The organism is Streptomyces sp. bgisy159, from assembly GCF_057707805.1.
In genome coordinates this window covers 39,208-58,707 of record NZ_JBYIQX010000024.1, presented here as the reverse complement: position 1 = coordinate 58,707, position 19,500 = coordinate 39,208, and the positions used below count along the sequence as shown (strand labels likewise).

Sequence of the window (19,500 nt, the reverse complement as noted above, 5' to 3'; positions counted from 1 at the left end):
CACAGGTGCGCGCGGCGGACGTCCCCGGGGTCAGGCGGCGGCCGGAGTCGGCGGCTTGAGGGTGATGGCGCCGAGCTGGGTCAGCATCAGCAGGTCCTGGCGGAAGCCCCAGTGCTCGACGACCTTGCCGTTCTCGATGCGGTAGATGTGGGTCTGCTCGACGTCCACGTCGCGCCCGGTCGGGGCGATCCCGAGGAAGTCACCGGTGTGCTTGCCGGTGAAGCGCAGCCGCAGGACCGCGCGGTCGCCCTCGGAGAAGCTGTCCAGGTGCTCCCAGGTGGCGCCGGCGAAGGCGCTGTGCACCCAGCGGGCGGTGCCGAGGTAGCCGAGCGGGCCGTTCGGCACGCCGGGCTGCGCCTCGTGGTCGACGAACTCCGGGGCGACGTACTTCAGGGCGGCCTCCTCGTCGAGGTCGTTGAAGATCAGGCCCATGTTCATCGACAGGTCGAGAGCCTCGCTCATGACGGTTCTCCTCAGGAGTGTGTGGAAGAAAGGTGCGGAACGGAAGGTGCGGAACGGGTTGGTGTGACGGTGGGTCAGCGGGCGGCGGAGGCGGCCGGGCTCAGTGCCCGGCGCCCAGTCCGCCGGTGACCGGGATGACGCCCGCGGTCACGTACGAGGCGTCGTCGGCGGCCAGGAAGCGCACGGCGGCGGCGACCTCTTCGGCCGTACCGGTGCGGGCCAGGGCGGTCCTGGCGAGGGCGGCCTGCCGGCGGGCGTCGGTGACGTTCTCGACCATGTCGGTCTCGATCATGCCGGGGGCCACCACGTTCACGGTGATGTTGCGTCGGCCCACCTCGATGGCGAGCGACCGGGCGAAGCCGATCAGCGCGGCCTTCGCGGAGGCGTAGTTGGTCTGGCCGGGTGCGCCGGACATGCTGTTGATGGACGACATGTAGATCAGCCGCCCCCACCGGGCCTTGATCATCGCCGGTACGACCTCACGGGTGACGCCGACGGCGGCCTGGAAGTTGGTCTCCATCACGGCCCGGAAGTCCTCTTCCGGCATGCCGATCAGCAGCTGGTCGCGGGTGATGCCGGCGTTGGACACCAGGATCTCCACGGCGCCCTGCTGAACGGTGACGTCCTCCACGGCGGCCTTGACCTGGGCCGGGTCGGTCACGTCGCACCGTACGGCGAAGAAGCCGGGCGGCGGTTCCCCGTTGCGGTAGGTGATGGCGACCTTGTGGCCCTCGGCCGCCAGGACCCGTGCCGTGGCGAGTCCGATGCCCCGGTTGCCACCGGTGACGAGGACGGACCGGCTCATGTGCGTCTCCTTCTGCTTCTGCGCTGTCGCTGCGGGCCTGCTGGTGGCATCGGGTCCGGCCGGCTCATCCGGCCGCGTCCCACAGGGCGTCGAGCTCGGCGCCCGCGCTGTCGGCGTCGGTGAAGAGCACCGCCCGCCAGCCGGCCGCCTCGGCGCCGGCGCAGTTGTGCGCGAGGTCGTCCACCAGGACGCAGCGCTCCGCGGGGACGCCGGCCCGCGCGGCGGCGAGTTCGAACATGCCGGGGGACGGTTTGCGGTGGCCCACCTCGAACGACAGCAGCACCTCGTCGAAGAGCCCGGCGGGGTCGATCATCCGCCGCCAGTGCCGGTCCCAGGTGGGCACCATGTTGGACAGCATCCCGACGAACGCGCCCCGGTCCCGCTGTTTGCGCAGCCGCGCCACCCAGGCGTGGTTGGTCTCCCGGCCGTCGAACCAGGCGTCGGCCATCGTGGTCAGGCGGAGGGTGACGCCGTGCTCGCTCTCCAGCACGTCACCAATCTCGCGGAGCCACTCCTCCTCGGTGACCAGCGGGGTGTCGATGGGCTCCATGATGTCGGTGGTGCCGTACCGGGCGGTGACGGTGGCCACCGCGCGTGCGACGCCCTGCTGGTCGAGGCCGGCCGCGGCGCAGAACCTCGCCATGGTGTGGCTCAGCGGAGGGGTGAGGACGCCGCCGAAGTCGGACCAGACGGCCAGTCGGGGCGGTGCGGTGCCGGGCTCGTTGTCGGTCATGGCGGGGGTTCCTCAGCTTCCGTTGATGTGGGAGGCGTCGACGACGGTGACGGTGAGTTCCGCGATCTCCTCCGCGAGGTCCTCCGTGTCGTGGCGGAAGCGGACCCGTATCTCGTGCCGGGTGCCGGCGGCGTCCGCGGCCACCCGGTGCGCGGTGGCGGTCAGCGGCACGTCGAGCTCGGCGAAGCGGTGGAACCGGCCGTCGAACCCGACGGCGTGGCGCGGGGCGCCGGCGTCGCCCGTGGCGCCCGCGCTGAGCAGCGCCAGCTGGCGGGCGGCCTCCACCAGGGTCATGGCCGGCAGGTGGTCGTAGGCGTGGTCGAACAGCGCCGGGTTGTCGAGGCGCGGTACGACCCTCGCGGTGACCGTCCCGCCGGTGGACCGGGGGTCGGCGAGGACGACGTTGAGGGGGTTGTCGCGGCCCACCCGCTCCGGGGCGATCCGCTCGACGGCGCCGGGCGTCTCGGTGAGCTGGGAGCTGAGCGGCGCGGGGGTGCCGCGCTGGGCGTGGCGCAGGATCTCGTTCTCGTGGTTCTTGAGGAACAGCACGTCCATGGAGTGGTCGGCGACGTGCGTCTCGCCCAGGAAGATCCGCTGCTCCAGGCGGCCCTTGCGGTAGCGGCCGCTGTGCCGGGCGGTCCGGCCGAAGAAGTCGGTGTCGACGCGGGGCGCCCCGGGTTCGTGGCCGATCCGCAGCGCGGGCAGGTTCCGCAGCGAGAACTGGAAGGCGTCCACGATCGCGAGGGTGCCGACCGGGACCCCAGCGTTGGTGTGGGAGCCGGCGATGGCGGCCTGCCGGCCGGCCTCCAGCAGCAGCAGCGCGTCGTGCAGCCTGGGCCGCTGCCGGTGGTCGCTGTAGTACAGGTGGGTCAGCGGCAGGTGGATCCCGGCCGTCACCGCCATGGGCCGCACGGTCCGCACGTCGGTGACGAAGACCTCGGAGATCGCGGAGCGGTGTGCGAGGGAGCGCTCGATGGTGCGCCCGTACTCGACGGCGGGGACCACGGACGGCGTGGCTTCTTCCGTCACCTGGGTGGTCATCAGTTTCCCTCCAAACCAGTTCTCTGGGTGTTCCGCCGGTTCCGGTCCGGCCGACGGGGGATGACCGCCGGACCGGAACCGGCCGGACCTGGCCGGCCGAGGGGGACGGCCGGCCGGGACCGTGCCGGCGAGGGCCGCCGGGGGCGGGCCGGCCTCCTGGCCGGTGCCCGCCGCCGGACCTTCGCCGGGGTGCCGGCCGGGCGGGTGCCCGGACCGGCCGGCCGCGACCGCGGCCGACGTCGACCGCGCACCGCGACCGGGGCCGGGTTCAGCCGCCCGGCACCGTCGCCGGCGTCAGCCGACCGGCACCGTCGCCGGGGCCTGCTGGACGGCGTCCTCGCCGGCGTGGGCCGCGCCGCGCCGGATGAACAGACCGCTCACCGCGCCGAGCATCACCACGGCCACCCCGATCCACAGGGCGGCCTCCAGGCCGTCGGTGAACGCGGCCATCGGGTCGCCGGAGGAGTTGTCGGTGAACCGGTGGCTGAAGACGGTGGTCAGCGCCGCCACCCCCAGCGCGCCGCCGAACTCGCGGCTGGTGTTGTTCACTCCGGACGCCTTGTTGTGCTCGCTCTCGCGCACCGAGGAGATGACCGTGGCGGGGTTGCCCGCGAAGACCAGGCCCATGCCGACACCGGCCAGGGCGAGGGCCGGCACCATGGCGCCGTACCCGACGTCGGGGGTGACGATCACGGCGATCCAGCCGAGGCCGACGCCCTGGAGGGCGCAGCCCGCCGCCTGCAGCACTCCGCCGCCGATCCGGTCCACGAACTGGCTGGCGACGGGCACGACGATCATCGGCGCGACGGTCCACGGGAGGGTGCGCAGCCCGGCCTCGAAGGGCGAGTAGCCCATCGGGCCCTGGAGGAACTGCGTCAGGAAGAAGATCGACCCGAAGACCCCGAAGTACATGGTGATCGAGACGACGTTGCTCAGCACGAAGGCGGGCACCCGGTACATGTGCGAGGGGATCAGCGGGGCCTTGCTGGCGCGCTCCGACAGGACGAAGGCGATCGCCAGCACCAGCGCGGCGGACAGCCCGATCACGGTGGCGGACGCCGTCCAGCCGTGGTCGGCGGCGGAGACGATGCCCCAGACGGCGGACACCACCGAACCGGTCACCAGCACCATGCTGACGACGTTCAGCTCCCGCTCGGCGCCCCGGCTCTCCTTGACCGCCCACAGCGCGAGGGGCAGCGCGAGGACACCGACCGGCACGTTGATCCAGAAGATCCAGGACCAGTGGATCTGTTCGGTGACCAGACCGCCGGCGAGCGGGCCGATCGCGATGCCGAGCCCGTTGACCCCGCCCCACACGCCCACGGCCAGGTTGCGCCGCTCCCGCGACACCGCGGCGACGGCCAGCGTGAGCGAGACCGGCAGGATGGCCGCCGCACCCGCGCCCTGCAGCACCCGGGCGACGACCAGCGTGCCCACGGAGTCGGCCAGGGCGCAGGCCACCGACGAGGCGGTGAACAGGGTGACGCCGGTGAGGAACACCCGGCGTCGGCCGAACCGGTCACCCAGCGCGGCGCCGGCCAGCAGCAGCCCGGCGAAGGCGAGCACGTAGCCGTTCATCACCCACTGGAGTTCGGACTGCCTGACCTCGAACTCCTTGCCGATCTCCGCCAGCGCGTTGGTGACGATGAGGTTGTCAAGCGACACCATGAACATGGGCACGGACGTGGCGATCAACGCCCACGTCGACATGCGGCCGTCGGTGGTCATCGGTTCTTCTCCTTGCTCGTGGGGGGGCACGGCACGCGCCGCAGGGTGATCCGGTCCGAGGTGCGCCCGGCCAGGACCTCGCCGACCTGGCCGCTGAGCACGTAGTCGCCGTACGGGGTCAGCGCGACCGTGGTGGGGCCACCGGTCGGCCAGGGTTCGGTGCGGCTGCGGACGGTGGCGCTGCGCCAGCCGTCCCGGGAGTCGAGGACCGTGACGGCGTCCACGCCGCCCGGCGCGCCGACGGCCTCACCGATGGAGTTGGTCACCACGATCAGGGAACCGTCCCGGCGCAGCCCGAGCCCGTCGGTGCCGACCAGCGGCCGGGGCAGCCGTACCTCGGTCACCCTGCGGTGCGCCGGGGCCTTCGGGTCGATGCGGTACATGACGCCGGTGTCGTAGCGCAGGGCGAGCAGATAGCCGCGCGGGTGCCAGACGACGCCGTTCAGGCCGACGATGTCGGCGGCGAACCGGGGGTCGGTCACCAGCGGGGTGACGTTCCCGTGCGGGTCGATCCGCTGCACCGTGTCGGACACGGAGTCCGTGACGTAGATGTTGCCCTGGTCGTCGTAGGTCAGGTCGTTGGCGAAGGTCCGCTCGCGCCCGCCCGCGACGTCGATCGTGCGCCGCAGCTCGCCGGTGTCCAGTGCGAAGATCGCCACGCCGGAGGTGGGCGGCTGGTCGCCGACGTCCAGGCGCTGGCGGATCCAGAAGTCGCTGTACGCCACGATGATGCGGTTGCGGGCGGTGTCCACCCGCACGCCGAGGGTGGAGACCATGCCGATGCTCGGGGCCAGCTGTGTGACGGTGCCGTCCATGCCGATCACCGACAGGTCGCCCCGCAGCGCGGACCCGACCACGAAGGCGCGGCGCGTCGGGTCCCAGGCGATGCCTTCGGGGTAGACGTCGGCGGCGCGGCTGTCGATGACCTGCGGCCCCCGCCACCAGCCGGCGGCCGAGTGCGAGTGCGAGGACGACGGCTGCGCCACGGCGGCGGAAGCCGGGAGGCCTATCGGGGCGATCGTCGCGAGAACGGCCGCTGAGGCGACGGCAGCTCGTAGCGGCAGGGTGCGGGACACTGCGTTCCTTTCGTCGGGGTGGGGGCGGTTGCGGAGACTCACTGCTCCGGACCGCGGCGGGACGAGTCACCGGACCCCGGCGGACCCCTACGACGGGCCACGACTGGCGAGAACCGGCGGGCAGAGCGACAACTCAGCGGCAGACGTGCTCACTTGCTCTCTTGCGACAGTCCGAATCTAGGCGCGCGTCCGGCGTTTCCCCAGGCCACCTAGGGCGCAGTGGGGATGTCACCTTGGAGGTAGCGGGCCGCCGGTCCGGCGCCCGGGACCGGTGTTCGCCCCTTGCCGACGGGTGATCCGTCCCGGGGTGAGGGAGCCGATCGCGAGCGGACATCGGCGAGTGGCGGCAAAGTCATATCCTCAACCACCCACTATGGGTAGCCTTTTGCACACCAGGGGGACACGCGGGGACAACTCGGGAGAGCCGTCGACGCCTGCGCACCGGCCGAAGCCGCGGCTCCGCAGTCCATCCCGGCCTTCCTCCGTCCCTGAAAGGGTGGCTGGTGATCGAGCTCATTGATCCTCGGTTGACGACGTACGACTTAGTCCTGAACGCCGACGACCCCACGCGAGGGTCCGGTCAGGAGCCTTCGCCGGGCCGCGAGCCCGAGGCCCTCGCCGGCCGTCTCCGGCTCGGCGGGCCGCACGCCGTCCGCCTGACCCCCGAGGAACTCGCCGCGGACCCGGAACTCGCCCGGTACGCCGAGGAACAGGCCGCCCTCTACGAGCACCACCTGGTCCGGCTGTCCCTCACCTTCGTCCCCCACGTCCGCGGGCCCCGCCTGAAGTTCGCCAACGTGGCCCTCCACCTCACCTCCGGCTGGGGACCCAAGCCCGTCGCCCACTCCATGGACCCGATCCGGCTGACGGACCCCGTGCAGGTCGAACGTGTACGCCGCCTCGGACCGCAGCTCTCCCTGCTCGGCGCGGACGCCTCCCTCGGCGAGATGACGCGGACCGTCGGCTACACGACCAACCAGCCCCTCGTCCAGGCGCTCGACCTGGGCGGCTCCACCCCGGCCTGGGACTTCAGGCCGACCACGGCGACCGAACTCACCGGCACCTACCCGCTCAGCCTCGTCGTGCGCTGCGGCGCGGGCACCGACACGGAGCTGCGATGCACGGTGACGGCCGGGGTGGAGAAGCCGTTGCTGCGCCGGTACAGCCGGGAACTGCCCGATCCGCTGCGGCTGAAGGCGTTCCTGTGACACCGCCGGACCCGGACGGCGCGCCCCTGCGCCGGCAGGAGGTGCAGGCACTGGCCGAGGTCTACCACTCGGCGGGCCGGGCCCGGCGGATGCTGCGCTCCGCGGGGTTCCCGGCGTGGGCGATCCCGGCCGGGGCCGACACCATGGGCGACTTCTGGGGCCAGGTCTCCTCGGAGCTGGAGGGCGGGGTGATGGCGGCGGGCCGGACCCGCATCCTGGCGAAGGCGCACGACGAGCACCCCTTCCATCCCGTGTTCGCCGCGGCGTCCCGTGCCCGCCCGGAGCGGGCGGCAGCCGCACCGGCGGCTCCGGTGGGTGCCACGTCGGCAGTGCCGGCAGGTGCCACGTCGGCGGCGCCGGGGCGAGCGACGGACGAGCGCCTGCGCGTGATGCTGCTCGGCGCCGAGCCCGCCCGCTACGGCGCCACCAGGGCGAGCGCCGAACTGCGGGCGGCCGTCAGGGAGGGCGGGCGCCTGGACATGAGGCCCTTCCCGGCCGCCGGCGGCGCCGATCTGGGGGAGATCCGCTCGATCCTGCCCCATGTGCTGCACCTGGCCTGCCACGGCACGCGCGACGAGCTGATCCTGGAGGACGCCGGCGGCGAGGCGCACCACCTGGCCGCGGACGATCTGCGCAACACGCTCAGGCTCGTCGCCGAGCACCGCGGTCACCGCCTGCGCGCGCTGGTCCTGCGGTCCTGCGAGGGCCAGGAGGTGGCGGAACTCTTCACTCCGTACGCCGACGTCGTCATCGCCCACCGCGGCAGGCTGGACGCCGAGTGCTCCGTCCTCTTCGCCGCCGCCTTCTACCGCGAACTGGCGGCCTCGGCCCACCCCGCCGACGCGCGGGCCATCGGGGCCGCCGCCCGCTTCGCGGCCCAGGACACCGTCAACCAGGCAGCCCCGTGCCGCAGCGTCCAGACGCAGCTCATCGTCCTGCCCGGCACGGCGTGAACGACCCGCACCACTGATCCACGTCTCGCACAGGAGCCGTCATGCCATTCAACGACGCGTCCGAGCAGCCGACAGCCGACGACCTCTCCGACGAGGTGGTGACGGGCCCGATCACCTGGGACATCGCGAAGAGCGACTGGGAAGAGCTGCGCGGCGGGCTGAGTGCCGCGTATCTGGACCTCACCGCCAGGAAGAGGTTTCTGCGCGACCTGAACTTCCCGCCGGCGCAGTACCCGCCGGACGCGGCCAGCCAGGCCGACTTCTGGGAGCACATCCGGGAACGGGCCGAATCGGGAGCCGTGTCCCTCGACTGGCGTGATCTCGCCCGGCTGGCGAACCAGGACCAGACGGCCAACCACCAGTCGGTCTTCGCCAGACTGGACAGCCCCGAGGAGCCCGCCCCCGACCCCGTGCCGCTCACGGAGCCCCCTCCCGAGGCGGCCGAGGCTCTGATCGGCACCATGGCGCCCACCATCCGCGGCTACGGCGAACTGCTCCCCGCCGGGGACCGCCCGGACCTGCGGAACGCGCTGCTGGAGAGCTGGGAGGAGCGGCTCGGCTCCTGGGAGGAACTGTCCGACTTCCAGCAGCGGCTGCTCATCCTGTGCCGGGAGATCGTCGACCAGCGGGGGGTGGGCCTCATCTACGCCGTCACCAACAGCGGCAAGACCACCCTGGCCCGGTTCGGCATGACGATGGCGGTGAACTCGGGGAAGACGTCGATGATGCTGCTGCCCATCAAGGCCCTGGTGACCCAGGAACACTCCGAGTGGCAGGCGCTCAAGGGCAGCGTCCCCGACATGAAGGGCCTGCTCGTCTACCCGGCCTCACGGGACTACCCGGAGAACGACCGTCCCGTCGGCGCCGGCTCGTACGACGTCGCGCTGGCCATCTACGAGAAGCTCGGGGTGTATCTGGTGCACCGGCTGTCGCCGTTGCGGCGCAGCGCCCTCCTCGTGGTGGACGAACTCCAGATGCTGGCGGAGCGCAGCGAGCGGGCCGCCAAGCTGGAGGCCCTGCTGACGCTGGTGAAGATGCTCCCCCGCGACCAGCAGCCGGCTCTCCTCGGCCTGTCGGCCGCGCTCTCGCCGGCGGCGGGCGAGACGCTGGAGCGGTGGCTGGGACACGACCGCCTGCTCCGCAAGCACTTCACCAACGTGCGGCCGGTGCCGCTCGACACCTACGTGGTGGGGCCGCGGCGCTGGCTGGTGCAGGAGAAGGCCCACCTGCTGAGCATGCCCGGCGACCACCAGTCACCCCCGCCTCCCTACGAGGAGCCGCACGATCTCGGCGACATCCGCGACAAGCACGCCAAGGCCCTCTCCCTGCGCTTCGAGGGACTGCCCGGAAGCAGGCTCTCCACCGCGCCGCTCGCGGCCGCCCTGGTCGTCCACACCCTGATGAAGGATCCGGACAAGCGGATCATCGTCTTCGTCCCCGGCCGCACCATCGCACAGAGTCTCGCGCTGGCCATTCAGGACCTGCTGCAGGGCACCAGCGGTCAGAAGCCGGTCGGCCGGCGCGGCTCGCCCTGGCACTTCGGCCGCTACCACGGGCCGGAGTCGCAGGCGAGGGACGACGCGGGCCATCTGTACGAGCGGCTCAGGAACTCGGATCTGCCCCTGCACGACCTGGTCATGCGAGGTCTGCGGCACGGCGTCGCCTTCCACACGGCCGCTCTGGCGCCCACCCTGCGGCGCCAGGTGGAGGAGGAGTTCAGGGAGCCCGACGGGCTGCTGCGGGTGATCGTGGCCACGGACACCCTGGCCGTGGGGCTCAACCTGCCCGCCGACGTCGTCATCGCGACGAGCGTCTCCGGCTGGGGCGGTGAGGGCGCCAACCGGATGCGGCGCCTGCTGCCGGCCGCCGATCTGGACAACAAGGGCGGGCGAGCGGGCCGGCGGCTCGAGAAGACGGTGACGGACCAGCTCGGGAAGTTCTACATCCTGGTGCCTTCCCAGAGGGACCTCCAGGAGATCGACGGCCTGGGCCCGGACCAGGTCAAGGCGCTCTCGACCGAGGAGGGCGTGTACCGGACCTTCGTCAACAGCACCGAACGCTCGCTCAGGGTCCGCTCCCAGTTCCGGGACACCCTCCAGATCAGCGGTCTGGTTCTCCAGGTGCTCTGCCAGGGACGCAGCGGGCTCACCCGGCGCCAGTGGCTCGACCGGGTCTCGGAGATCCTCGGCGGACTCCTCATCTCCTACGAACCCGACTCCCCCGACATCCCCGGCGCCGAGGACGTACTGCGGGAGCTGGAGACACGGAACCTGATCACGTTCAGCGAGGGCGAAGGCTACCGGGGCGGCGAGGAGGTGCTGTCGCTGTCCCCGCTCGGTCAGGCACTCGGCCAGTCGGGCCTGGAACTGGACGACGCGGCGGACCTGCAGCAGCTCGCGCGCCTCGCGATCGAGAACAAGGGCAATCTGGACCTGCTGTGGCACGCGTTCAAGGCCCGGTCGGTACAGCGGGTCACCGCCTGGGTCGCGTTGCCGGGACAGCCCACGAGCAACCACATGCCCTCGCTCAAGGGAGCCGTCCTCACCCTCCTGTGCGCGCACTGCCTGCCGGAGGACTCGGCCGAGGAGCCGACGAAGCGCTACTTCTCCCTCCGCTACATAGCCGCCAAGGGGCCTGCCGTACCGGACCGGCTGCTCAGCGAGAACAACCAGCAGATCTCCGACGACCTGCGCCGGCTCCTGACCGTCGACGAGGACGCGCTGACGATGGAGGACGCCAACGCGCTCCTGCGGGCGGTCGTCGCGTGGGAGTGGCTCAACGGGATTCCGTACGAGGAGATGGCCAAACGGATCGGCGGCGTGGTCCAGTCGTCCGAGCAGCCCGACCGCGGCAAACGGCGGGCGCCGTCGGTCAAGCTGTACTACGCGGACGTCGAGCAGCTCTGCGAACAGGTCGCCGGGTACCTGCGGGCCGCGGCCGAACTCTGCGTGGGCGAGGACGGCTCGGACCACTCCTTCCGCATGCACGCGCTGGCACAGCGCGTCGAATCGGGGCTGCCGACCTGGCTCGCGCGCGTCTCGAAGATGCGGATCCCCTCGCTGCACCGCGAACGCCTCGCCAAGCTGGCCGACCGGGACGAGCTCAACCCGCTGTCCGACCTCGTGAACGAGGACGTCATCAAGGCGGTGCTCGACGAGCAGGAGCGCGAGGCCATCCGGAAGACCATCGAAAGCCGGATTCAGGACGAGCGCAAACAGCTCGAACGGGTCGGCGGCGAGGTGGCCGGGGAGACCATTCCGGGCACGGAGGGCGAGACGTTCGCGGAGCTCTCGCGCGACCTCGACAACGCCGAGACGGCCAAGGCGTACCTGGACCGGCTGTGCGAGACCGTACGGGACATGAGGGTCCAGGCCACGGACACGGCGATGGAAGGCGGGTTCGCGGTGTCCGTCTGGACCGCCCCGGGCACCGGGGCCACCGTCGAGATCATGGTCCCCCTGCAGTTCGCGCTCACGGCCGAGGGCGCGCAGGCCGTGGCGGGCCGGCCCGCCCGGGTCATCGTGCGCGGCGCGGACTCCGGCGCCCGCAGGGTGCTGGAGGAGCGGGGCACCCAGGCCCGGTTCGTGACCATGGAGTACGTGCTGCAGACCCTGGCGCATCTCGTACAGGACCTCCAGCACGCCTTCTCGCCGGACCACGTGGTGGAGGAGCTCCGGAAGATCCGGGTGTCGTCGATCAGCCGCGACTGGTGACACCCCGCGCCCCGGGGATCGGGGCGTGACGACGACAGGGGGCGGCCGGAACGCCGGAGGAACACACACCGGCCGCCCACCTGCCGGAAGGTCCGGGCCGGGCCCTGACACGCGCCACCCGCCGGCGCGCTCCGCGTGCGATCAGGGCCGGCCTCCAGCACGGGCCACGGCGCGAAGCCGCGCCGGTCACTCCGCCCTGATCGCGTCCACGTACACGACACCCTCGGTCGCCGCGCCGCCGCCGCGGCCGAGGTACAGGTTGAACGCCGTCACCTCGGCGAGACGGGCCGCGTCGAGCACGGCTCCGGCGTGGGCGGTGTCCCAGGGTGCGGGCGCGAACGCGCTGAAGGGCGCCCTGACCTCCCGCCCGCCGGTGTCGGCCAGCGGGACGTTGTACTCGAAGCAGACGTCGTCGGCGACGATCTGGAGCGTCGCCCCGTTGCCCGAGCCGTCGCCCCGCAGCCGTCCAGGGCCGCCGTCCGGGCTCGCGAGGGCGTGCGGGAAGGCGCGCGGGGTCACCCGCTCGTCGAGGAGGGCTGCCCGCGCCGGTGCCGCGGCCGGTACGGCCGGCGCCCTCGGCCCGTCCCGCGCCGTGGGCCGGAGCGGAACCGGGTGCCGGGGAGCGGAACCGGGCGCGGGCAGGGGCGGAACCGGGCGGCGGGCGGACGGGCCAGGCTCACTTCGTGGCGCCTCGCGCGAAGCCGTTGTAGATGTAGCGCTGGAGGAAGAGGAAGATGACGAGCGTCGGCAGGATGACGAGGATCGCGCCGGCCGAGATGTCCTCCCAGTGGGCGCCGAAGGGGCCCTTGAAGCGGAACAGGGCGGTCGACATGGTGCCCAGGTCCTCGGAGGGCATGTACAGGAACGGGATGTAGAAGTCGTTGCAATGGCGCCGAGACTACGCCGCCGGATACGGGCCGCCCAGCATCCCACTCGATGTAATAGTTCCTGTACTAGACTGGCCCCTATGAAGTCACCCCGCCCCGGCGGCACGGAGAACATCTCCGTCTCGATGCCCTCGGAACTCCTCGGTGCCCTGCGGACCCGCACCGGCAAGCGCGGCGTGTCCGCGTATGTGACCGCGGCGGTCCGGCATCAACTCGCGATGGACGGCCTCGCCGAGATCGTGGCCGCCTACGAAGCTGAGCACGAACCGCTGAGCGAAGCCGAGATCCAGGCCGCGCAGCACGAACTGTTCGGTGACGCACCGGCGCCGTACGCGTCGAACGACAGCGCCGCGTGAAGGAGCCCGCGGCCAGGTCCCTGGTTCTGGACTCCCAGGCACTGTCGCTACTGCTGCGTAACGACCGCCAGATGGTCACCCGGATCGAGGCCGCACGGCGCGTAGGCGTGCCCGTCCTCGTGTCGGCCCTGACGGTGGTGGAGGCCGTCTACGGGAGGACGGACACCGCCCGGCTGCGCTGGCTTCTCTCCCGTCTTCAGGTCCAGGACGTCACCCAGGCGGACAGCCTCACCGCGGTGCAGTTGCTGGCCGACGCCGGTGGCCTGCACGGCCACAAGTACGCCATCGACGCCCTCGTCGCCGCGATGGCGCTCCGCTCCCCGGCGCCCGTCCTGGTACTGACCTCGGACCGCGACGACTGGTCGAAATTGTGCGGCGACCGCGTGCAGATCAAGGACGTCTGAGATCGGTGTTCGCCCCTCTACGACGAAGACAGGCCGTGCCGACATCGCTCACGGCTCATCGCGCCCACTGCTGAGGGTGTGCGGCCGACGCGCTGCACACGCGCAGCACGCCGATGTGGCGGCGGCTGGGCAGCAGGGGCAGGGATGCCGGTGCGAGGAGACTTCTGGTCGGGGGAAGGCCCCACGGCGATGTTGTGGTGCCCGGCAGCGCGGCGGGTATTGATCACCAGGTTGAAAGCGAGCCAGGGGAGTTCACACCGCCACGAGCCGGACCCTCTCGCCGCACAGCTTGGTCATGTCGTCGATATCCGACGTCAGCATGGCCACGGGGCGATGCTGCCGCAGTGCCACCTCGGCGACCGCCGCATCGATTGCGTACCTGTGTCCGTGCAAGCCGGCGTTCATCAGCAGCTTCGAGGCCGCCCTCGCCACCCACCGGGACGACTCGCAGCCCGGAGAGCACCCAGTTCAGGCGGGACTTGTTGGTACGGGAATGGACGGCTTCGATGATGGTGAGCGCACTGATCACGACCTCCATGCCGCGCGAGCGCGCCTCAGCGATCAGAGCCACCACCTGCTCGTCGTCGGCGAGCAGCTGCGAAGGTACCTCACTGTCGAGGGCCAGCGCCCCCTCGTGACTCAGCCTGCGGCGGGCCACTCGGCCTCCTCGGCGAACACCTCGTCGAAGACCTGCCGCGCTCGTTGACGTGCTTGTTCGGAGACCGGCCCCTTGCGGCTCTTGTAGTCCGCCAGGTACTCGTCCAGGCCCTGCCCGCGCAGTTCACGCTCGACCGCCTCGGCGATGAACGCGGAGAACTCCCGCTTCCCCACCCGCGCCCGGATCGCCTCCGCGGTCCCCTCCGGCAGCGACAGGCTCACCCGCGTCGCCGGGCCTTCCCCGATGCCGTACGTCGTCTCACCCATGCCCATATGTGCCAAACGAGTAGGAAAAGCACCACGGATCGAATCTGCGCAGCCCCGGAGTCGTGAAGAAGTCGTGCGGATACCGCCCCACCCGCCCAACTGCCGCATCGGGAGATCGCTGCCCGAAACCCAGCACAGGCTTCTCATCCCATCTCAGCACAATCCCAGCACGGTAGGGATGAGCAGGGGTGATGACAGGTGACGAGGGGTCAGCTATCCCAGCACCATCCCAGCACGGGAAAAAAACCAAGGGCCCGACCCCGAAGAGTCGGACCCTCTCTGACCTGCATGTTTGCCAGATCAGCAACGTGGTGATATGTCAGCCGCTACACGTTGAAGCGGAATGTCTGCGGCCTGATCCTGACCTGCGACGGAGCCCTGCGCAGGGCCCTGACCTAGGGTTTCCTAGTTGGAGTGCGTTGGCTCCCGACGGCCGTTTACGGGTGTCCTGCGGACTGGCTGCGGACCGGAGGGCACCCTCACTCGGATGGCGTGGACCTCTCGTCCGCCATACCCAGACGTGCCTGTTCCTCCTCGACGATGCGACGTGCCAGCTCGGTGTCCGACACGTCGACCGCGTCCGGGGTGGCTTCGGCCACGACGCTGCGGCGGGCGTAGGCATCGAACAGGCGCGTCTTGGCTTCCAGCATCTTCACCATGCGTTCGTCCACGCCTCCGGTGGCGAGGAGACGGTGCACGCGAACCGGCCTGACCTGGCCCATACGGTGGGCCCGGGCCACCGCCTGATGTTCGATGGTCGGCTTGATCTGGGGTTCGCAGATGACGACTACGGAGGCAGCCTGCATGTTGAGGCCGACGCCCGCTGCCTGGATCTGCCCCAGGAGCACCGCCGGGCCCTGGACACCGGCGAAGTCGTCGACGATCTCCTGGCGACGCTGGGCCGGGACGCCGCCGGTCAGCGGACCGAACACCGGAGTGGCCCCAGCGGTTCCGGCCGCGAGGACATCTTTCACCACGCTCAGTACGTCCTTGAAGTTGGAGAAGACCACCGTCTTCTGCCCGTTCTCGCCGGCCTCCTGAACGATCTCCCCAAGCCGGTCCAGCTTGGCCGACTTCTCGGGGCGCATGTACGCGGCCCTGCGCATGGCCATGAAGTTGCCCGCGCGCACGGCTTCGCGGTACGCCTCCTCGTCCGAAGCGCTCAGCTCCTCCCACTCGTCGGTCTGCTGAAGGCTCGGGAGTTCCGTCAGCACGTCCTCCTGGTTGCGCCGCAGGTAGACCGGGGCCACCGCCTTGCGGAAGGCGACCGATCCGGCCAGCGCGTCCCGTTCACCGAGTGAGTCCGCGACGTCGCCGTCGAGCATCCGGACCAAGTTGCGGAACTCCACGACCCGGTTCTCCATCGGGGTTCCGGTCATGAAGAGGCTGCGCTCACAGCGCTCCGCCCACAGGGCGACCGACTGAGACCGCTTGGCCTTCGGATTCTTCACGGAGTGTGCTTCGTCGACGACGAGGAGTCCGACCTCCCCGCCGCCCGGCGCCGGAAATCCGCGCAGTGCGTCGAACGTGGTCACCCCCACCCCGCCCCGCCCCTTCCAGTCGGCGAACGCGTCGTGCCGGTCGGGCCCGTGGAGCACCATGACGCGAAGGGCGCTGCGGGCCTCGATCTCCCGTGTCCAGTTCACGAGGACGCTCGCCGGGCAGACGACCATGAAGTGGCTCTGCCCCTCGTCTGCCAGGTGGGCGAGGACGGCGATCGCCTGGATGGTCTTCCCGAGGCCCATCTCGTCGCCGAGTATCACCTTGCGCTGCGCAAGCGCGAACCGTGCGCCGAACGACTGGTAACCGCGCAGGGAGACCCGCCGGTGCGTGTCGTCGAGGTGCTGGGTCCGTACCCGCTCCGCAATCTCGTCCGGCAGAAAGCCCTCTGCGGCAGCCGCGTCCGGCAGCCGCCCGGAAATCTCGGCGAGCAGGCTGTAGTACTCGGCGGAGCGGAGTTCGAAGTCCACCCAGGCCGCGACGTCGGACGAGAGCCCCCGGAGCAGGTCCACCGACGCCTGGGCGAGCAGCTCTGGCAGGCCGGCCTGCTCCGCCTCGTCCACCAGCGACCGGGTCTCGGCGACCGCCGCCCACGCGCGAGCCTTCTTCTCCCGGCCGGCCAGCAGCATCCGGACCCTTCCGGCGGCGGGCCTGGCGTCGGCCAGTAGCGGACCGAGCCGTTCCGCCAGGACGGTGGCCTTGTCGACCGCACGCCGGGCGTCCGGGCCTGCCTCCACCAGGACGTGCAGGGCCATGACGAGCGCGGTGGTGCGCGGTTCCGGCCGGTCCACGTCGATGTGGACGGCCACGGTCTCGTACACAGCCTCGGAGAGCCTGCGGGCGGCGGCGAGCATCTGGTCGACGGTGCGCTGCCCTACACCGGGAATCTGCCGCAGCCGGTAGGGGCCCGCTTCGAGAACACTGCCCACGGTGCGCAGTCCGCTCTTCTCGACGCTCCCCAGCCGCAGCCGCCCTTCGGTGACGTCCTGCAGCCGAGCGACGGGAATGGCGTCGAGTTCCCGTTTCACCGCCGCATCATGGATCGGCTTCAGTGCCGCCCGTACCGCCTCCACTGCCCTTCCATGGTCACCGACCACTGCCTGCGCCGCCTCGTACAGTCGCGTTCCCCTCGCGACTGTGTCCCGCTCGCCACGCCCCACGCTTCCCGCCCCTCTCCGACCCTCCCCGCATCTTTCCACCGCTCACACGGGGTCTCGACGGGCATTCGCAGCTCCCTGCTGATCGACCGAACCTCGGGACAGTCATTCACACCCCCAGACTTACGACCACCGGTAGGATTGGCACCATGAGCGGTAGTAGGAAGTATTCGATCAGCCTGCCCGAGGATCTCGCCGAGGCCGTACGCGCCCATGTCGGGCCCGGCGGTTTCTCCGCCTACGTCGCCGAGGCTCTCGAACAGAGGGTCGCCATGGACAAGCTGCGGGAGATCGTCGCCGACTTCGAGACCGACAACGAAGCCCTCACCCGCGAGGAAGTCGAGGCCGCCCGGGCGCTGCTGCGCCACGACCACCGGCAGGCCGGCGGGGCCGCCGCCTGATGCCCGGCACCCTCCTGCTCGACAGCGAAGGACTCTCGAAGCTCTACCGCAAGGACCGCACCGTGGTGGCCCTGGTCCAGGCGGCGTCGGAGGAGGGCGTCCGAGTCGCCACCAGCGCCATGACCACGCTTGAGGCCGACTACGAGCGCATTCACCCGGCCCGCATCAAGTGGGTCCTCTCCCGCGTCGACGTCCACGACGTCACCAAGGAGATCACCGACCGGGCCGCAGTCCTCCTTCGCACCCATCACCTTCACGGCCACAAGTACGCCATCGATGCCGCTCTCGCCGCCATCGCCCGCAACGCGCCCCAACCGGTCACCGTCCTCACCTCCGACCCCGAGGATCTGACACTCCTGTGCGGCCCTTCCGTGGAGGTCGTCAAGGTCTGAGACCGCATCGCCGCCATGCCGCCCGGCCAAACGCTGTCACCGCATCGCGGGATCGAGGACTCACTGCGGATATACAGCTGTGCCCGACCCAGCAACAGGCGGGTCGGGCACAGGTATTGACATAGCGTCAGACGTTGAAGCGGAACTCCACCACGTCCCCGTCCTGCATCACGTACTCCTTGCCCTCCATGCGCGCCTTGCCCTTGGCGCGGGCCTCGGCCACCGAGCCGGTCTCGACCAGGTCGTCGAAGGAGATGACCTCGGCCTTGATGAAGCCCTTCTGGAAGTCGGTGTGGATGACGCCGGCGGCCTCGGGGGCGGTGGCGCCCTTCTTGATGGTCCAGGCGCGGGACTCCTTGGGGCCGGCCGTCAGGTAGGTCTGCAGGCCGAGGGTGCGGAAGCCGACGTGGGCCAGGGTGGCGAGGCCGGGCTCCTCCTGGCCGACGGACTGGAGGAGCTCCAGGGCCTCGTCCTCGTCCAGCTCGGCGAGGTCCGCCTCCAGCTTGGCGTTGAGGAAGATCGCCTCGGCGGGGGCGACCAGGGCGCGCTGCTCGTCCTTGAAGGTCTCGTCGGTCAGCTCGTCCTCGTCGACGTTGAAGACGTAGAGGAAGGGCTTGGTGGTGAGCAGGTGCAGGTCGTGCAGCGGCTCGGCGCGCTCGGTGCCCTGGACGATGCCGTGGGCGAAGAGCGTGTCGCCCTTCTCCAGGATCTCCTTGGCCTCCTCGACGGCCTTGACCTTCGGCGCGAGGTCCTTCTTGATCCGCGACTCCTTCTGGAGGCGGGGCAGCACCTTCTCGATGGTCTGCAGGTCGGCCAGGATCAGCTCGGTGTTGATGGTCTCGATGTCGTTCTTCGGCGAGACCTTGCCGTCGACGTGGACGACGTTCTCGTCCTTGAAGGCGCGGATGACCTGGCAGATCGCGTCGGACTCCCGGATGTTCGCGAGGAACTTGTTGCCCAGGCCCTCACCCTCGCTGGCGCCCCGCACGATGCCCGCGATGTCGACGAAGTCGACGGTGGCGGGCAGGACCCGCTGGGAGCCGAAGATCTCCGCGAGCTTCGTCAGGCGGGCGTCGGGGACACCGACCACGCCGACGTTCGGCTCGATGGTGGCGAACGGGTAGTTGGCCGCCAGCACGTCGTTCTTGGTCAGGGCGTTGAACAGGGTCGACTTGCCGACATTGGGCAGACCGACGATTCCGATCGTGAGCGACACGTTGCGACTTCCCGTATGTGGTGAGGGCCAGGGGGCCAGAGGACCGGCCGATCCACCAGTCTACGGCGTGCCCGGCCGCGCCCCGGTGGACCGGTCGAACGCTTGGCCAAGCTCTGTGCCCCGGCGTGTCTGACCCCCGATTCGGCACATAAACAGACCTAAGTTGGTCCGGTGGAGCAAAACGGAACGCGGCCCCCGCACCACGGAACGCGACAGAACCCCCCGCCGCTGCCGCCCCAGACGGGCCGCGAGGGGGGCGGTTCCGCGCGCGTGGGAACGGGAAGCGGGGGTCCAGGGGTGGAACGGGCCGACGGTCCGCGGGAAACGGCGGGCCGGCAGTCCGACGGGCCGGAGCGCGGGCGACCGGGTCGGGGGCGGCCTTCTGGCGGGCAGCCCTCGGGCGACGGACGGGGGGCGGGGAAGCCGGCTGCCGGGTCGTCGTCCGGGCGGGGGCCGTCCGGCCCGGATGTGCCCCCGGCGTCTCACCCGGCGCGCGACGGGAAGCCGGCCCGGGCACCGCGCACGCCGCAGCCACGTGGCGGGG

At 71.0% G+C, this 19,500-nt stretch carries 17 protein-coding genes and 2 pseudogenes; 7 read left to right on the top strand and 12 right to left on the bottom strand.

The genetic code is table 11. The features are described from left to right. Positions 1 to 30 precede the first annotated feature (30 nt). From AC3ET3_RS22630 to AC3ET3_RS22605, 6 genes are all read right to left on the bottom strand, one after another. Positions 31 to 462, bottom strand: a complete 432-nt coding sequence (locus AC3ET3_RS22630; protein ID WP_432134814.1) for an ester cyclase — start codon at positions 460 to 462, stop codon at positions 31 to 33. A gap of 100 nt (positions 463 to 562) precedes the next feature. After that, positions 563 to 1,267, bottom strand: coding sequence for an SDR family oxidoreductase (locus AC3ET3_RS22625; protein WP_432134813.1), 705 nt, complete (start codon positions 1,265 to 1,267; stop codon positions 563 to 565). A gap of 64 nt (positions 1,268 to 1,331) precedes the next feature. Next, a complete protein-coding gene (locus AC3ET3_RS22620; protein ID WP_435612775.1) occupies positions 1,332 to 2,000 on the bottom strand; it encodes an HAD family hydrolase in 669 nt (222 codons plus the stop codon). A 12-nt stretch (positions 2,001 to 2,012) separates the two neighbouring features. Further along, entirely contained in the window at positions 2,013 to 3,041 is a 1,029-nt protein-coding gene (locus AC3ET3_RS22615) for an AfsA-related hotdog domain-containing protein (protein WP_432134811.1), read from the bottom strand. A 294-nt stretch (positions 3,042 to 3,335) separates the two neighbouring features. Further along, positions 3,336 to 4,769 carry an MFS transporter gene (locus tag AC3ET3_RS22610; RefSeq protein ID WP_432134810.1) on the bottom strand — a complete coding sequence of 478 codons (1,434 nt, stop codon included), beginning with the start codon at positions 4,767 to 4,769 and terminating at the stop codon, positions 3,336 to 3,338. Next, complete coding sequence (locus AC3ET3_RS22605) at positions 4,766 to 5,845, bottom strand: SMP-30/gluconolactonase/LRE family protein (protein ID WP_432134809.1); 1,080 nt, start codon at positions 5,843 to 5,845, stop codon at positions 4,766 to 4,768. The genes AC3ET3_RS22610 and AC3ET3_RS22605 overlap by 4 nt, the downstream gene beginning before the upstream one ends. Before the next feature lie 503 nt (positions 5,846 to 6,348). Here AC3ET3_RS22605 and AC3ET3_RS22600 point away from each other — a divergent pair. From AC3ET3_RS22600 to AC3ET3_RS22590, 3 genes are read left to right on the top strand one after another with little or no spacing between them, the layout of a single operon-like run. Next, complete coding sequence (locus tag AC3ET3_RS22600) at positions 6,349 to 7,053, top strand: hypothetical protein (RefSeq protein ID WP_432134808.1); 705 nt, start codon at positions 6,349 to 6,351, stop codon at positions 7,051 to 7,053. Beyond that, positions 7,050 to 8,006 carry an effector-associated domain EAD1-containing protein gene (locus AC3ET3_RS22595; RefSeq protein ID WP_432134807.1) on the top strand — a complete coding sequence of 319 codons (957 nt, stop codon included), beginning with the start codon at positions 7,050 to 7,052 and terminating at the stop codon, positions 8,004 to 8,006. The genes AC3ET3_RS22600 and AC3ET3_RS22595 overlap by 4 nt, the downstream gene beginning before the upstream one ends. A gap of 41 nt (positions 8,007 to 8,047) precedes the next feature. Beyond that, a complete protein-coding gene (locus AC3ET3_RS22590; protein WP_432134806.1) occupies positions 8,048 to 11,719 on the top strand; it encodes a DEAD/DEAH box helicase in 3,672 nt (1,223 codons plus the stop codon). A gap of 186 nt (positions 11,720 to 11,905) precedes the next feature. Here the strand turns inward: AC3ET3_RS22590 and AC3ET3_RS22585 are convergent, their stop codons facing one another. Then, positions 11,906 to 12,238 carry a hypothetical protein gene (locus tag AC3ET3_RS22585; RefSeq protein ID WP_432134805.1) on the bottom strand — a complete coding sequence of 111 codons (333 nt, stop codon included), beginning with the start codon at positions 12,236 to 12,238 and terminating at the stop codon, positions 11,906 to 11,908. Positions 12,239 to 12,395: 157 nt separating this feature from the next. Next, a pseudogene (locus AC3ET3_RS22580) lies at positions 12,396 to 12,602 on the bottom strand (carbohydrate ABC transporter permease); the annotation flags it as partial. 84 nt (positions 12,603 to 12,686) lie between these two features. Between AC3ET3_RS22580 and AC3ET3_RS22575 the strand changes: the two are divergent. Further along, positions 12,687 to 12,962, top strand: coding sequence for a hypothetical protein (locus AC3ET3_RS22575; protein ID WP_255980202.1), 276 nt, complete (start codon positions 12,687 to 12,689; stop codon positions 12,960 to 12,962). After that, on the top strand, positions 12,959 to 13,366 hold the full coding sequence (locus tag AC3ET3_RS22570) for a PIN domain-containing protein (RefSeq protein WP_435612774.1): 408 nt from the start codon (positions 12,959 to 12,961) through the stop codon (positions 13,364 to 13,366). Before AC3ET3_RS22575 ends, AC3ET3_RS22570 begins: the two co-directional genes overlap by 4 nt. Before the next feature lie 252 nt (positions 13,367 to 13,618). Here AC3ET3_RS22570 and AC3ET3_RS22565 read toward each other — a convergent pair. The 3 genes and pseudogenes from AC3ET3_RS22565 to AC3ET3_RS22555 form a co-directional block, all read right to left on the bottom strand. Further along, positions 13,619 to 14,024 (bottom strand): annotated as a pseudogene (locus AC3ET3_RS22565) (PIN domain-containing protein). After that, the gene (locus tag AC3ET3_RS22560) at positions 14,006 to 14,290 is read right to left on the bottom strand and encodes a hypothetical protein (protein WP_435612773.1); all 285 of its coding nucleotides are present in this window, start codon (positions 14,288 to 14,290) and stop codon (positions 14,006 to 14,008) included. The pseudogene AC3ET3_RS22565 and the gene AC3ET3_RS22560 overlap by 19 nt, the downstream one beginning before the upstream one ends. A 479-nt stretch (positions 14,291 to 14,769) precedes the next feature. Next, positions 14,770 to 16,950: a DEAD/DEAH box helicase gene (locus AC3ET3_RS22555; protein WP_435612772.1), complete on the bottom strand. Its 2,181-nt coding sequence runs from the start codon at positions 16,948 to 16,950 to the stop codon at positions 14,770 to 14,772. 146 nt (positions 16,951 to 17,096) lie between these two features. On the opposite strand from AC3ET3_RS22555, the gene AC3ET3_RS22550 reads away from it, so the two are divergent. Both AC3ET3_RS22550 and AC3ET3_RS22545 read left to right on the top strand, forming a co-directional pair. Further along, positions 17,097 to 17,348 carry a hypothetical protein gene (locus AC3ET3_RS22550; protein ID WP_018845686.1) on the top strand — a complete coding sequence of 84 codons (252 nt, stop codon included), beginning with the start codon at positions 17,097 to 17,099 and terminating at the stop codon, positions 17,346 to 17,348. Beyond that, complete coding sequence (locus tag AC3ET3_RS22545; RefSeq protein WP_279560030.1) at positions 17,348 to 17,740, top strand: DNA-binding protein; 393 nt, start codon at positions 17,348 to 17,350, stop codon at positions 17,738 to 17,740. The genes AC3ET3_RS22550 and AC3ET3_RS22545 overlap by 1 nt, the downstream gene beginning before the upstream one ends. A gap of 127 nt (positions 17,741 to 17,867) precedes the next feature. Here AC3ET3_RS22545 and ychF read toward each other — a convergent pair whose 3' ends face one another. Beyond that, complete coding sequence (gene ychF, locus AC3ET3_RS22540; protein ID WP_432134800.1) at positions 17,868 to 18,956, bottom strand: redox-regulated ATPase YchF; 1,089 nt, start codon at positions 18,954 to 18,956, stop codon at positions 17,868 to 17,870. Between the last annotated feature and the right edge of the window lie 544 nt (positions 18,957 to 19,500).

Excerpts from the sequence above, each read along its gene's own strand:
- AC3ET3_RS22560 (WP_435612773.1), bottom strand. The coding sequence starts at position 14,290 with ATGGGTGAGACGACGTACGGCATCGGGGAAGGCCCGGCGACGCGGGTG.
- AC3ET3_RS22550 (WP_018845686.1), top strand. The coding sequence starts at position 17,097 with ATGAGCGGTAGTAGGAAGTATTCGATCAGCCTGCCCGAGGATCTCGCC.
- AC3ET3_RS22625 (WP_432134813.1), bottom strand. The coding sequence starts at position 1,267 with ATGAGCCGGTCCGTCCTCGTCACCGGTGGCAACCGGGGCATCGGACTC.
- AC3ET3_RS22615 (WP_432134811.1), bottom strand. The coding sequence starts at position 3,041 with ATGACCACCCAGGTGACGGAAGAAGCCACGCCGTCCGTGGTCCCCGCC.
- AC3ET3_RS22620 (WP_435612775.1), bottom strand. The coding sequence starts at position 2,000 with ATGACCGACAACGAGCCCGGCACCGCACCGCCCCGACTGGCCGTCTGG.
- AC3ET3_RS22610 (WP_432134810.1), bottom strand. The coding sequence starts at position 4,769 with ATGACCACCGACGGCCGCATGTCGACGTGGGCGTTGATCGCCACGTCC.
- AC3ET3_RS22575 (WP_255980202.1), top strand. The coding sequence starts at position 12,687 with ATGAAGTCACCCCGCCCCGGCGGCACGGAGAACATCTCCGTCTCGATG.
- AC3ET3_RS22545 (WP_279560030.1), top strand. The coding sequence starts at position 17,348 with ATGCCCGGCACCCTCCTGCTCGACAGCGAAGGACTCTCGAAGCTCTAC.
- AC3ET3_RS22630 (WP_432134814.1), bottom strand. The coding sequence starts at position 462 with ATGAGCGAGGCTCTCGACCTGTCGATGAACATGGGCCTGATCTTCAAC.
- AC3ET3_RS22590 (WP_432134806.1), top strand. The coding sequence starts at position 8,048 with ATGCCATTCAACGACGCGTCCGAGCAGCCGACAGCCGACGACCTCTCC.